This is a genomic window from Pseudomonas sp. BF-R-24 (genome assembly GCF_019947335.1).
Classification (GTDB): Bacteria; Pseudomonadota; Gammaproteobacteria; order Pseudomonadales; family Pseudomonadaceae; genus Aquipseudomonas; species Aquipseudomonas jessenii.
Window position 1 is genome coordinate 172753 of the sequence record NZ_JAGYGG010000007.1, and the last position, 14332, is coordinate 187084.

Here is a 14332-nt window from a genome sequence, read left to right on the forward strand (position 1 = left end):
AAAATCGTCAAGCGTGTCAGGGCCCGGCATCCGGGCCCTGATGCTCAAGCCTGCCTCAGGGCTCCATCGAATGCGGGCGTCAGCCCCGACAACTCCAGCTTGCGGACAAAGTCGCCCAGACGCTGCTGCTTGTAGGCGTCCACGTCCATGTCACGGTAGTCGTAGAAACCCTGGCCGTCCCGCAAGCCATTGCGGCCGTTTTGCATGTTGTCGGCGATCACTTGTGGTGACTCGAAACGCGGTGATAGCGCTCCACTCAGGTAACGCGAGGCGTAGTACAAAATGTCGCCGCCGCCCCAGTCGATGAACTCAAGCAGGCCCAGCACCGAGAAGCGCAAACCAAAGCCGACGCGTACCGCCGTGTCGATATCTTCTGCGCTGGCCACGCCCTCTTCCACCATCCGTGCCGCTTCGTTCATCACCAATGCCTGAATGCGCGGCACGATGTAGCCAGCCACCGGGTTGCACACCACGGGCACCTTGCCGATGCGCTTGAGCAGTTGCAGCAGCCGTTCGACCACCTGCGGGCAGGTCGCTTCGCTGCGGCTGACTTCCACCAGCGGCATCAGGTACGCGGGATTGAGCCAGTGCGCGTTCACGAAGCGAGCAGGCTCACTGACCATTTCGCTCAGTTCGGTGACCAGGAAGGTCGAGGTGGTCGACGCGATGATGGTCGACACCGGCACATGCTCGCTGACCCAGGCGAAGGTCTCCTGCTTGACCGCGATGACTTCCGGCACCGCCTCGAACACCAGGTCGCACCTGCGCAATGCCTCTACGGCCTGGGATCTGGATTGCAGCGTCAACCGGGCTATCGCGATGTCGGCCTGTTCCAGCCGGAGCATGCCGAGGCGTACCAGCATCTGCAATTCGCTGCGGATGTTGTTGCGCACACGTTCGAAGTAGCCGTGCCGCTCATCCTCGGCGCGATCCTTGATATCGATGAGGGTGACCGGCAGGCCCGCATGGATGAACGCCAGGGCAATGCCCTCGCCCATCCTGCCGGCGCCGACCACGCTGACTTGGGGCAGCGCGGCGTTCATCAGTTGTAGCCCCAGGTCAGCAGTTCGGTCATCTGCGCCCGACTCAGCGTGGCCAGACCGAGGTTTTCCAGGGTGCGGCCTTCGGCGTAGAAATCCCGTGCAGCGACGACCGAGGCAATGCTCAGCAAGCCCTGCGCGACCGGCGTCGGCACACCGGCCCAGCGGCCGACGGACACCAGGAAGGACAGGCCCAGGCGGGTGTCTTCGAGCATGTAGCGATGCTTCTGCAGGTCGATGTCCTCGCGCCAGTCACCGCTGTCGGTCAACTTGCCATGGGCACCGCGACCGTACATCCACTCATCACCTTCGGTGGTGTTGTAGTGGTCGGCGAGAGGAAAGTGCGGCGCGCCGTAGGTCAGTGCTTCACGCACGGCCATGCGTTCGGCATCAAGCTGGTTGGTCACGCGACGAATCGACGGTTGGGTGCCTTCGTTGTGAATGTCCCAGGCCTCGAAATGCTCCAGCGGCCCGGCGTTCATCATGATCAGCGGCGGGTGGATGATGGGGCCTGCGTTCATCAACGCACCGCTCAGGGCGTCTTCAATCGGTTCGACGCTCGGGTAGGCTTCACGCAGCACCGCAAAAGCATGCTCGGACAGGTTGCTGGGGAATACACCGGTCGGCAGGCGGGTGGCATAGCCGCTGATCACCAGGTCGCTGGCGCCATGCTTGCGTACCAGGTACGGCAGCGTACCGGTTTCAGCGAAGGCGACCTTGCTCCGGTTGCCCGCATCGGCCATGGCCTTGGCAAACACGAAACTGCCAAAGGTGCCCGGCGGCAGGAACACCACCTGACCGTCGTGCAGGTGCGGCGCAACATGTCTGGCCAGGTCTTCGTGGGAGGTCGACGGCAGCGGGATGATCACCAGTTGCGCGTCGCCCAGGGCTTCGGCCAGGTCGTCGGTTAGCGACAGCTTGTCGCCTTGTTTACAGACAGACAACTGACGAGTGCCCCGGTAGTCCTTGATGGTCAGGCTGCCGATGGCCAGCAGCTCCTTGAGCGCTGTGGAATCTCGACGCCACAGGCGGGTCTGGTGCCCCTTTTCAGCCATTTCGACAGCAGCGGCGTAACAGCCGTGACCCCCACCCAGCACAGTAATATTCATGCAGATACTCCTTTTTGTCAGAGACTCGATCCTATCGAGCCGCACCGCCGCAGACTCCTCCGATTGCGCAGCCGAATGACCGATTGCGCAGGTGTCTCAATGTTTCTGCCGCCGCAGGGTGTCCGACGGCAGGCAACCATAGCGTTGCCGATAAGCGCTGGAGAAATGCCCGAAGCTGTTGATGCCATGACGCAACAGGATATCGGTGACGGTTTCGCCGGCCCTGCCCTGCTTGAGCGACTCGTGGATGACCGCCAGGCGCCGGTCGCGGATGTACTCGACCGGCGCCTGCTGGAGGAACTGGTTGAAGCCGTTCTGCAAGGTGCGCACCGAGACACCACACAGTTCGCTCAGGGTCGTCAGGCTGATCGGTTCGTCGAGGTGTTCCTCGATGTAGTCACGGGCCTTTTTCACGTGGTGCGGCAGCGGCGCGCGCGAATCGATCAACAGATCCGCGGAGTAGTTATGCGGCAGCTGCGTGAGCAGCAACTGCATCAGGTATTCGGACAGGCCGCTGGCGAGGCGCGAACCGTCAACGCCGCTGCCGTAGAGCCGGCAGATGTAGTCCAGGGTGTGATAGAGGCTGACGACGCCGGCGCCCAGGTGGTCGACGCTGACATCAAAGATCACCGACTGGCGCAGGCTGCGGCCGAGCAGGCGTTGCAGCTGCGTCTCCAGGGCATCACGGTCGACACGCAGGATCAGGTTGCGGCACTCGCCATCGGTGACGATGCGGCTTTGCGCGAACGGCGAGGAAACGCTCAGGTAGCCCGACTGCATCGCCGCGCTGCGCCGCCCGTGAGCCACTTCGCAATGCCCCTGCAAGGTGATGCGAAACAGGTACTGATCGGCAATGTCGCCGATGGTGATCTCCACCGGCGCGCCATAACGCAGGTCGAGCAGCGCCGAATCGCCGAAGAATACGCCGTTGAGCCGGGTGTAGATCGGCTCGTCACGCAGCACGTTGAAGCTGTGCGGGCACAGGTATTGGCTGACCTTGTCCTTGATCTCGCGGTAATCGGCCGAACTGAGCAGGCTGTGCCGTTCCAGCAGGTGTACGTCATTCAACATCAAGGATTCTCCTGACGTGGAGCGTCTCGGCCCCGCTCCCTTTGACAGGAGCGAGGCCGGGGCGCCGATCGTGGACTATGACCAATCAAGCCCGGGTCGGATACTCCCGGGCATAACTTTCGCGAAAACGACGGCAACCACGCCAGAGCAGCAGCACGGTCAACGCCGATGCACCAGCGATCACCAGCGACATCGACGACCCTACCGCCGCGGGCGATCCGAAGTAGCGGTCGGTCAACAGCGCCACCAGCGTGGTGCCCAGGCCCAAACCCAGCAGATTGCTGATCAGCAGGAACACGGCCGAGACCTGTGCGCGCACCTGGTTCGGTGCGAGGATCTGCATCGCCGCCGTGGACGCCGGCATCGGGAACGAGGCGAAGAACATCGCTGGCACCAACAGGGTCACCGACAGCCACAGTTGATCGACTTGAGAGAACAGCACGGCCGGCACCGCCATGCCGAGGGCACCGATGACGCCAGTGCGCATGGCAGCGTCCTGATGACCTTTCTTGGCCAGATAATCGGTGAGCCATCCACCGAACAACACCCCGCCGGTGTTGGCCACCAACAGCACGGTGCCAAGCATGTAGCCCGCCTCCATCGGCGACAGGCCGAACTTGCGGATGTACAGCGCCGGGCTCCAGCTCATCAAGCAGAACAGGGCCATGGCGTAAAATGAAAAGCCCAGGTAATGACAGGTGAAGGTGGCGCGGTGGCGGCCGAGGAAGCGCAAGCCATCACCCATCCCGACCTTCTTGACCCGCCCCTGCGCATCCACCTGCAGGCCTTTGCGCGCCGGATCGCGCACGGTGAGCCAGATCAACAGGCCGACCACGATGCCGGGCAGGCCGACAATGAAGAACGCCAGCTGCCAGGCCTTCATCGCACCGAGAAAGGCGACCTCGATGGTGTTCATGTCCTTGAGCATCGCGATCACATAGCCGCCCACCAGAAAGGCCAGGCCACCACCGACGAACGAGCCGATCGAGTAGATGCCCACCGCGCGGCCGAGTTTCTCCTTGGGGAACATGTCGCTGAACATCGAGTAGGCCGAGGGCGACAGGGCTGCCTCGCCGACACCGACGCCAATGCGGGCGAGGAACATGTGCAGGAAGTTCTTGCTCAGGCCGCAGGCTGCAGTCGCCAGGCTCCAGAACACCACGCCGACGGCGATGATCTTCGGTCGGGAGAAACGGTCGGCCAGATAGGCGATGGGCATGCCCATGAACGCGTAGAACAACGAAAAGGCCAGCCCGTGCAGCAAGCTGAACTGGGTGTCGCTGATCTGCAGGTCGGCTTTGATCGGCTCGATCATCAGCGCCAGGATCTGCCGATCCACAAATGAAAAGATGTAGGCGATCATGCACAGGCCGACCACATACCACTCGTAAATGTAGGTTTTCTTCTTCTGCAGGACCGCGTTATCGACCTGGATATTCACTAGTGTTTGCTCCTCTTGGAATCCGCTCATGCGCGCAGCGGTGCGCAGAACAACGACTGGAAAGTTGCGGGGCAGATGCAAAGGACAAAGGGTTCGAACATGGTCAGGCCTCTTATTGTTATGGGGGCAAATCCCGGGTGGACCGGGCTTACCAGAACTTCCAGGTGTAGGTCGTGGCGACACGGAATTCGTTGTAGTCGTAGCCGTACTTCTGTTTCACGTCGATGTTGCGCAGGTCCAGCCCCAGGCCTTGCAGCGCCCCGCTCTGGACCACGTAGCTGAGACCCAGAAAGCGTTCGCTTTCCTGGTTGTCGCTCAGGTTGTTGCCACGGTCCCAGTTGGTACCCTTGATATAGCGGGTGTAGAGCTTCAGCCCAGGCACGCCCATCCCGGCAAAGTCATAGCTGTAGCGCGCCCCCCAGGACTTTTCATCCGGGCGGACAAACCCCAGGGACGACCAGTGCACCAGGTAAGGTTGCGGGATAAAACCGTTCATCGTCGGGAACACGCTGTCACCGAGCATGCGCTGGTAACTGAGGCCAAACATGTGGGCGCCTTTGAGCAAGGTGAACAAGGCACCGTAGGAACGGTTGTCGATCTCACCGTTCAACGCATTGCCATCTTCATTGTTATTGAAGTAGCGCAAGTCGGTTTTAAGTTTGTAGCCACTGCCCAGGTCAGCCATATGCATCAGGCCGAAATAGTGTTGCTGATAAATGTCGTGCAACACGCCGTAGAAATAACTGGCTTGCAAGTTCTTGGTAATGTCGTAAGTTGCGCCGCCGAAGTCCAGGCCGTCACTGTCGAGATTATCGGTGGAGCCAAACTTGTATAGCTTCTCGTGGTTGGAAGATTCCCGTGTCACGGCGGACCAGAACCGGCCACCGGTCATCGTCAACCCATCGACTTCCCTGGACTCGACCACGGCCCCTTGATAGATCGTATCCAGTTGCCGACTGGGGTCATCGGACGCCACCGGCAGTTGTGGACGAAGGTCACCAACCTTCAACTCGGTCTTGCTGTAGCGCATCTTGAAGGTTGCACCGGCGCGACTGTAGTCATCGGCCGTCTGCTGGTCGCGGACGCTGTACGGCAGCGAACCGTCATTGCCCGACGAATCCAGGCGCACCGCGTACTGCGCATCCACATCAAGGCCGATTGCCAGGGCCGTGTCGGTGTAACCGGAGGTAAACTGCGCATCGAAACCCTGGGACCAACTATGCACTTCGGAAACCGGCGCATTGGTATTGGTGTAGTTACGGTGCAAGTAGAAGTTTCGCGTATCCACTTTCAAGTGACTGTCATCAACAACATCGGCATAGGCTGTCAATGGCGAACAGATAATTCCCAACACGCCGGCAATACCGAGCCCACGGCAACATTGCTTTACCTGATACATCTAACTTCTCCACATCTGTATGTGCTGGGCACTGTATTTATAGGAGCAGATTCGAACTAAAAACTAAAAATGCCGGCAGCCGAACACCGAGCCCTCTTGAGCAGGAAGGCGGATTGCATCAGGGATATAAAGAACGATGGGTTCGAGCATTGTCAGGCCTATTGTTGTTATGGGGTAAAGCGCCAGACGGGCTCAGTGGAACAGCCCGCCAAGACGACACGCCTCTTGTCTACCCAAGGTAAGTGAGTAGGCGCCGCGCCGATATCGAGATGAACAGCATCCGTTGGGGGGAAAACTTCAACCCGGCTAAAGGTTTCCCTTAGTCGACTCAAAGGCGCAGGGCACGCGGTGGGAGATGGCAAGCCTGAATTGCATAAGCCTTCCTTAAGCGAGGTCTTGTTGTTGGATGGGCCCTAAGCTAGCGATTGCCCTGCCTGCCAACCTCCCCGATTGCGCAGGCGATTCTCCAATTGCGCAGCCTGATGCAGACTGCCCCAGGACTGCAGCCTGGGAGCCCCCTGCAGCAACAGCACTTCGCCGCGCCATTCGGCGAACTGGAAGCCCATCCCCTGTCGCCGGGCCATCCGGAGGCGGACAAGCTGCTGATGCTCTATCGCAATCTCGAGATGGCTATTGCAAAGGCTGGATTGCAGCGCTCCGGGTACCGGCGAACGCGCTCGTGCCAAGCCAGCGCCACAGGTTTTCCGCATCCTGCACAGCGCCGTCTACACGCAGCTCTCGCGACTGAAGAACCTCCCTTGGTGTGCGGTCGCCGCTCCACACCTCGGTCAACGCACGCACGCTGGAGTCCACGACGAGCGTTAGTTCGCGTCCGGGGTCGTCGCGGCACAGATCTGCCACACCATGTTCGACCACGAGCCACCACTCTTGCTCGCCGGACCGCGCGTCGCGAAACCTGAAGTGAATGACCACCGCCCGGGACGGGAACATCTCGATGCGCGCGAACCGGCGCACGTCCCACATGAGCAGGCCCGCGTCGAGTTCGTTATCGCGAAGGCGACTACCTATCCAACGCGCGCCCCAATGCCCTAGCGCCATGATGATGGGGCGCAGTTCCTCGCCTGCCTCGGTCAGGCTGTACTCCCAGACTTTGCCCGTGGCCGTGCGATGTACGACACCGATATCTTCCAGGTGGCGCAGCCGCTGTGCCAGCAAGCTGGTGGACATACGTGGTACGCCGCGGTGCAGTTCATTGAAGCGTTTACTGCCGCACAGCAGCTCGCGCACGACCAAAGGCGTCCAGCGCTCGCACAGTGCTTCAGCACCGCGCGCGACCGTACAGAACTGACCGTAGCTTTCATCCATCGCCCGTACTCCGCAAATACAACGCTTCAGATTCTGAACTAGCCTCGCGGTATCGCCACGCGCACGCTGAAACCTGCCAAAGCCACCGTATCAGGAGAACGCCATGACCAAGATAGCCATCATTCAGCGGCCGCCAGTGCTGCTCGATCGCAGCGCGACGATCGCCCGAGCCGTGCAATCGGTCGCTGAGGCTGCGGCGGCTGGAGCCTCGTTGGTTGTTTTACCCGAATCGTTCATTCCAGGTTACCCGTCGTGGATCTGGCGGCTGGCGGCGGGAAAAGACGGGGCTTTAATGGGCCAGTTACACACGCGTCTGCTGGCCAACGCCGTTGATATCGCGAACGGTGACCTGAACGAATTGTGCGAGGCCGCCAGCACTCATGCCGTGACAATCGTGTGCGGCATCAATGAATGCGAGCGGCGCAATGGAGGCGGCACGCTCTACAACAGCGTAGTCGTTATCGGTTCGAACGGTGAAGTGCTCAACCGGCATCGCAAGCTGATGCCAACGAACCCCGAGCGCATGGTCCATGGTTTCGGTGATGCGTCAGGGTTGCGTACGGTCGATACACCCGTCGGCCGCATTGGTGCGCTCATCTGCTGGGAAAACTACATGCCCCTGGCGCGCTATTCATTGTATGCCCAGGGAGTGGAAATCTATGTCGCCCCCACGTACGACACCGGCGATGGCTGGATCAGCACGATGCGTCACATTGCACTGGAAGGTCGATGCTGGGTGATCGGCAGTGGCACCTCGTTGCGTGGCAGCGACATTCCCGATGATTTCCCGGCTCGCATGCAACTGTTTCCCGATCCGCTAGAGTGGATCAACGATGGCGACTCGGTGGTGGTCAACCCTCAAGGCCGGATCACAGCCGGTCCATTACACCGTGAGGCAGGCATTCTGTATGCGGACATCGACACCTCACTCGTGGCGCCAGCGCGACGGACGCTCGACGTCACCGGGCACTATGCGCGCCCTGACATTTTCGAACTGCAGGTGCGACGCACGCCGGCGACAGCGGTGCGCCTCATCGACGAGTGACGCTAACCAACGCTAAGGCGATCCATCCCAACTTCGACGGTATGTGTAATAACTGATGAAGGAGTCATTCCATGAGCATTCAAAGGTCTTACAAAGGCAGTTGTTTTTGCGGCGCAGTCGAGTTCACCGTCAGCGGAGAGCCGGCCGCAATGGGCTATTGCCATTGCGAGTCGTGTCGACATTGGTCAGCAGCGCCGGTCAATGCCTTCACGCTGTGGAAACCCGAGGCGGTGCAAGTAACTCGGGGGGCTGACAACATCGGCACCTACAACAAGACACCGCAGAGTTATCGCAAATGGTGCAAGAGTTGCGGCGGGCACCTCTTCACCGAACACCCAGGGATGGGGCTCATCGACGTGTATGCCGCTGTCATCCCGGATCTCGCGTATTCGCCAGGGGTTCACGTGCACTATCAGGAGGCCAGGCTGCGCATCAAAGACGGGTTGCCCAAGCTGAAGGATGTCCCCAGCGAATTAGGGGGATCGGGCGTCAGCGTGGACGAATAGTGCTAGCACGGTAGCGTGCGGCGATCCGACCTTGCCTGATTACGCCAGTTGCCATCTGTTCGGCAATGTCATGACTACCGGTTAACTGAAATCCAGGCCGCGTAGTTTTTCTTCGCGCATGCCGGCTTGAGTAAGGACATTCAGGCTGCAGCCATTAATTCCATTGGTTATGTGGGTGAGGAGCATTCGTTCTATTGCGCGCGGCATGGGTGGCTAATCTACGGAGGTTGAGGGGGGCAACCGTCAGGAAGGTGCAACCATATGGACGCAAATCCGATCGAAACCGACTATCTGATCATCGGGGCTGGCGCGACGGCCATGGCCTTCGTCGATACGCTACTCAAGGAAACGAATGCACGTATCGTGATGGTGGATCGGCACGGTCGACCTGGCGGGCACTGGAATGATGCCTACCCCTTTGTCCGATTGCACCAGCCCTCGGCCTTCTATGGCGTCAACTCACGGGAACTGGGCAGCGCAACGAAAGACACAACGGCACTGAACGAGGGTTTGTATGAGCTGGCCTCCGGCGCCGAGGTGATGAGCTACTTCGACCAGGTGATGAATCAGCAGTTTCTGCCGTCAGGTCGGGTCCGTTACTTCCCCATGTGCGACTACACCGGCGACCGTATTGACGACCACCGGTTTACCTCGCTGATCAGCGGCGTAAGCCATCAGGTGCGGGTGCACAAAAAGGTCGTGGACGCCACCCATGCCCAGACGGCGGTGCCCTCGACCCACCCACCCAGATACAAGGTGGAACCCGGCGTGCAATGCGTGCCACTGAACGACCTGCCGAAGATCCAGCACCCACACACTGGCTACGTAGTGGTGGGATCGGGCAAGACCGGGATCGACGCCTGCCTGTGGTGCCTGCAAAACGGTGTTGCGCCCGAAAAAATCTGCTGGATCATGCCAAACGATCCGTGGTTGATCGATCGGGCCAACTTGCAACCCGGCCTCGACAGCTTCGAGCGAACAATCGGCGGCCTCACGGCACAGCTCGAGGCTATCGCAGCCGCGGACTCGATCCCGGACCTGTTCTCCAGGCTTGAGGCGGCGGGCCAGCTGTTGCGCCTGAATACGTCCGTCGAACCCACTGCTTACCGCTGCGCCACCGTCACTCAAGCGGAATTACGCGAGCTTCGACGCATCGACAACATTGTGCGCCTGGGGAGAGTGAGCGTTATCGAGCCAACGCGCATCGTGCTCGAGCAGGGCAGCATCGCCACGAGCCCAAATGCTCTGCACATTGATTGCAGCGCCAGTGCCATCCCGACACTCCCTGAAATGCAGGTGTTCGACGGCGGCAAGATCAACCTGGTGATGGTAAGCAGCTGCCAACCCTTGTTCAGCGCGGCCTTGATCGCTTATGTGGAAAGCCACCTGGACGATCAAGCGCAAATGAACGCGTTTTGCACAATGGTCCCCCCGCCTCACGTCCCCACGGACTGGATCAGAATCTGGGCCGTCTACCTGGGTAACCAGCTACGCTGGGGAGAACATGAAGGTCTGTCCCGCTGGATCAGGCAGTCGCGTTTGTACTTCATGACGGCGGTGGTCAGGGGCTTGCAAGAAACCGACACCGAGAAACTGGCACAGCTGCGTCGGCTCTCTGTCAGCAGGCAACAGGCTCTGACGAATCTGCCGCGTTTGCTGGAGGCCATCGCTTGAATCGCAGGAAGCGCACATGAACGAGCCACACCTCGAACTGCTCGACATCAATGGCATCCGCATGCAGGTCGCCATCCAGGGCTCCGGTCCCTTGGTCTTGCTATGCCACGGATTCCCGGAGCTGGGGTACTCGTGGCGCAACCAGCTTGCTGCGCTGGCGGCCGCCGGCTACAGAGCGGTAGCGCCCGACATGCGCGGCTATGGCGGCACAGATGCGCCGGCCGAACCCGACGCCTACACCACGCTCCACCTGGTAGGCGACATGGTCGAGTTGGTCAACGCACTCGGCGAACAGCAAGCCGTGATCGTCGGCCATGACTGGGGCGCGCAGGTAGCCTGGGGCGCAGCATTGATGCGACCCGATCTGTTCCGCGCGGTGGTCGGCATGAGCGTTCCCTTCTCGCCACCGACGCGCGTGGAGCTCCTCAGCGCGCTTGCCTCGCGGGGTATCAGCGACTTCTACATCCAGTATTTCCAGACGCCGGGTGTGGCCGAGGCCGAGTTGGAAAGGGACGTCGAGTCGTCGATCCGGCGCATCTACTTCAGTGGCTCGGGTGACGGACCCGATTGGCCGGTGTTCGGCCGGCTGCAGCCGGGCCAGGGCTTCCTCGGCGCGATGGTCGAGCCCGAAACCCTGCCAGTCTGGCTAAGCCTTGAGGACATTGCCTATTACACCCGCGAATTCACCCGCAGCGGATTTCGCGGCGGCTTGAACTGGTACCGCAACATGACGCGCTCATGGGCACTTCTGGCACCTTGGCGCGGTTGCATTATCCGGCAGCCGTCGATGTTCATTGCCGGGAGCCGCGACGGCGTGCTGAAGTTTCCCGGTTCCCCGCGGCAGATCGAAGCCTTCGCGCAGACACTGCCGGGACTGCGCGGGTGTCATATCCTCGAAGGTGCCGGCCACTGGATACAGCAAGAGCGCGCGACAGAGGTCAATGAGCTGCTACTGCGCTTCCTGAAAGAACTCTGAATTGATTTAAAATTGGAGGGAACCATGAACAATCTCATCGCCACCGACGAGCCACCTGAAGCCGTTCGCCTCATGGTCAGGGTTTACGCCTACTTGCTACTCGCAGGATTTGCGTTTGTTCCGGCCTATCTGATTGGCTACTTATACTTTTTTCAGGACCCCACGCTTACATTCGAGAATCACCTGTTCCATATAGTTGCGATCACGACAGCCACCCTGGCCGGCTCGTTTGTTACGTACGTAACGTGGCGCTGCTATCAGTCATCGGGAGATCCGCTGCTGCGATGGATGACGCTTGGTTTTCTCGGCTTTGTACTGATCTATGCATTGCATGGCGCGTTCACCGGGCAAGCACACCACAATATCTGGCTCTTCCTGCTTTATGGACCGGCCTCTCGCCTGGTCATGTCGATTCTGCTGTTAGTCGGAATGCTGTCGTACCACCGCCCACCTGTTGCCGCGGACCAACGAATGAAGGCCCGCCCGTGGTTGACCTGGATAGGACTGTTCCTGCTGATTGACGTGGCAGTGGCGTACGTCGCGAATTCGCCGATCGCCAGCAATCTCGCGGTGCGCCTATCGATGGAAGGTGGTGCCCTCGTTCTTTCCACATTGACCGTGACAATACTCCTGCTGCGCCGTATCCGTTCGCCGCTGATGACCATTTTTATCATCTCGGTCACCGCGTTCGCGCTGTCCTCTCTTGCCTTCATCCTTGCACGTCCCTGGAACCATATGTGGTGGCTCGCTCATGCGATCTTCGCCGGTGGATTCTTCATGTTGAGCTATGGGGTAGTGCAAGCGTTCCTCACCACGCGGTCGTTTTCGAAGATTTACAGCCAAGAGGAGTTGATGGTGCGTCTTGCCGAAGCGATGGCGTATGCCGAGAGCGCCCTGCAGGAACTCCAGCGCACCAATCAAGAACTCGGGCACCTTGCGGCGACCGATCCACTGACCGGCGCTGATAATCGGCGTCGATTCATGGAGCGGGTCGAAGTCGAAATTGGCCGGACCAAACGCGGCGGTGCGCCGTTCTCCGTGTTGGCACTCGATCTGGATAATTTCAAGTCCATCAACGATCGCTTCGGGCATCAGGTTGGCGATGACATCCTGAAGAGTTTCGTGGAGAAATGCCTCGATTCGATCCGCCCGTATGACGGTGTAGCCCGAGTGGGCGGGGAGGAATTCATGATACTGCTACCTCAGACTTCACTTGAAGGCGCGCACGAAATCGCTGAGCGTCTGCGAAGCACCGTTGCAAATAGTTCTTTTCATGGCCAGCAGCGGTCAACCGTGGTCACAGTGAGCATCGGCGTATCGCAATCCGGTCGCGACGGCGACACCATCGAGGCAATTCTGCGTACAGCCGATCAACGCCTGTATCACGCTAAACACGAAGGCCGTAACCGTGTGGTCACTACCTTCAAAACCAGCCTCCAACCTATGCCTTGACCATCGTCTCGAAGTCGCTGAAAGCGTCGGCACCGATACCCCGTGTCAGTGTTTCGGACTGTGCGACAGATCTCGAAAAAAAGTCGCAAGCCCCACTTCGCTTCGGGGCTTGCGACTCATTGGTGATACGCCCCTCAAGCTCCCGGGACATTTTCTACGGCCAGGCCAGCCGTGTTCATTGCGGAACGTGCGGGTCTAGTTGTGTACCTCAACCGCGTCGAAATCCGGAGCGTCCGGGGCGTCCGGGGCGTCCGGGGCGTCTGGTGCGTCTGGTGCGTCAGCCACATCGTCTCGGGCATCTTTCGCCTCAACTTTGGCAGCCTCTCTGGCTGCTTTCGCGTCAACTTTGGCTACGTCCCTGGCTGCATCTGCAGCAGCTTTGGCAGCATCTCTGGCTGCATCTGCGTCTGCCTTGGCGGCGTCCCTCGCTGCATCTGCAGCGGCCCTGGCAGCATCTCTGGTTGCATCTGCGCCGGCTACGCCAGCAGCTTTTGCGGCGTCTCTGGCTGCATCCGCCTCAGCTCTGGCGGCGTCTCTGGTTGCATTTGCACTAGCTTTTGCCGCATCCCGGGCTGTATCTGCGTCGTTTTTGGCAGCGTCCCGGGTTGCATCTGCGGCATCGTTGTCATTGTCATGCGCTTTGCCCGGGCCTTTGTTCCCGGCAACACCACCATGGTCAGCGTCGCCGCGCCCCGGGCCTCCATGACCATCACCGTCATGGCCTGCAGCACCATGATCGCCACCCTCTCCGTGGTCGCCACCGCCGTCACCACCGTGACCGCCGCCTCCGGAGCCTCCACTACCGGAGCCACTGCTGCCGCCACCGCCGCTGCCGCCACCATGGCCACCACCGCCGTCACCACCATGACCGCCGCCACCGGAGCCACCACCACCGCCGCTGCCGCTGCCGCTGCCGCCATCTTTGGCATACGCGCTGGAGAAACTACCGATGTAATCGGGCACCAGGACAGTCGATGCCGACAGAACTCCGCCAATTGCCAGAGCCAACAAACATTTTTTGAGCTGCATGTTGCAACCTCCGCTTGGAGTTGCGTCGTCATCTCCGTATCGAACGCAATGTCCAGTGAGTTCCCGGCCGCCCATTGGAGCGGCCAGCCAACCGGCACGGTCATAAATCTGCAGCATTAACGAGCAACTGCGGTTTCCGCACGATCCTTCAAAGCCAGTCAGTAACATTTCGCGGGAAATATTCCCACGTTTATGTTGGAGGGGTGCGTTCAGCACGAGTTCAAAAAAATGAGTATCAGGACCAAAGCGTGCGTTGAGCAAAAA

12 protein-coding genes are annotated in these 14332 nt (G+C 60.2%); 5 read left to right on the forward strand and 7 right to left on the reverse strand.

Annotated features, from left to right (window positions below):
- Positions 1 to 44: 44 nt before the first annotated feature.
- From KGA98_RS08385 to KGA98_RS08410, 6 genes are all read right to left on the reverse strand, one after another.
- Complete coding sequence (locus KGA98_RS08385) at positions 45 to 1043, reverse strand: 3-hydroxybutyryl-CoA dehydrogenase (protein ID WP_223502038.1); 999 nt, start codon at positions 1041 to 1043, stop codon at positions 45 to 47.
- On the reverse strand, positions 1043 to 2149 hold the full coding sequence (locus KGA98_RS08390; protein WP_223502039.1) for an NAD/NADP-dependent octopine/nopaline dehydrogenase family protein: 1107 nt from the start codon (positions 2147 to 2149) through the stop codon (positions 1043 to 1045). Before KGA98_RS08390 ends, KGA98_RS08385 begins: the two co-directional genes overlap by 1 nt.
- A 96-nt stretch (positions 2150 to 2245) precedes the next feature.
- Entirely contained in the window at positions 2246 to 3220 is a 975-nt protein-coding gene (locus tag KGA98_RS08395; RefSeq protein ID WP_008001107.1) for an AraC family transcriptional regulator, read from the reverse strand.
- An 85-nt stretch (positions 3221 to 3305) separates the two neighbouring features.
- Positions 3306 to 4661, reverse strand: a complete 1356-nt coding sequence (locus KGA98_RS08400; RefSeq protein ID WP_223502040.1) for a spinster family MFS transporter — start codon at positions 4659 to 4661, stop codon at positions 3306 to 3308.
- Between the two features lie 148 nt (positions 4662 to 4809).
- On the reverse strand, positions 4810 to 6060 hold the full coding sequence (locus tag KGA98_RS08405; protein WP_159390165.1) for an OprD family outer membrane porin: 1251 nt from the start codon (positions 6058 to 6060) through the stop codon (positions 4810 to 4812).
- Between the two features lie 630 nt (positions 6061 to 6690).
- Positions 6691 to 7386 carry a winged helix-turn-helix transcriptional regulator gene (locus KGA98_RS08410; RefSeq protein WP_154861937.1) on the reverse strand — a complete coding sequence of 232 codons (696 nt, stop codon included), beginning with the start codon at positions 7384 to 7386 and terminating at the stop codon, positions 6691 to 6693.
- Positions 7387 to 7489: 103 nt separating this feature from the next.
- Here KGA98_RS08410 and KGA98_RS08415 point away from each other — a divergent pair, with 103 nt between their 5' ends.
- The 5 genes from KGA98_RS08415 to KGA98_RS08435 all read left to right on the forward strand — a co-directional run bounded on the left by KGA98_RS08415 (position 7490) and on the right by KGA98_RS08435 (position 13039).
- Positions 7490 to 8431, forward strand: a complete 942-nt coding sequence (locus tag KGA98_RS08415) for a carbon-nitrogen hydrolase family protein (RefSeq protein WP_150813922.1) — start codon at positions 7490 to 7492, stop codon at positions 8429 to 8431.
- A gap of 71 nt (positions 8432 to 8502) precedes the next feature.
- On the forward strand, positions 8503 to 8937 hold the full coding sequence (locus KGA98_RS08420) for a GFA family protein (protein ID WP_150813921.1): 435 nt from the start codon (positions 8503 to 8505) through the stop codon (positions 8935 to 8937).
- A gap of 261 nt (positions 8938 to 9198) precedes the next feature.
- A complete protein-coding gene (locus KGA98_RS08425; RefSeq protein WP_223502041.1) occupies positions 9199 to 10611 on the forward strand; it encodes an NAD(P)-binding protein in 1413 nt (470 codons plus the stop codon).
- 16 nt (positions 10612 to 10627) lie between these two features.
- On the forward strand, positions 10628 to 11587 hold the full coding sequence (locus KGA98_RS08430) for an alpha/beta fold hydrolase (protein ID WP_223502042.1): 960 nt from the start codon (positions 10628 to 10630) through the stop codon (positions 11585 to 11587).
- Positions 11588 to 11611: 24 nt separating this feature from the next.
- Entirely contained in the window at positions 11612 to 13039 is a 1428-nt protein-coding gene (locus tag KGA98_RS08435; protein WP_223502043.1) for a GGDEF domain-containing protein, read from the forward strand.
- 476 nt (positions 13040 to 13515) lie between these two features.
- On the opposite strand, the gene KGA98_RS08440 is transcribed toward KGA98_RS08435, so the two are convergent.
- Entirely contained in the window at positions 13516 to 14172 is a 657-nt protein-coding gene (locus KGA98_RS08440) for a hypothetical protein (protein ID WP_223502075.1), read from the reverse strand.
- Between the last annotated feature and the right edge of the window lie 160 nt (positions 14173 to 14332).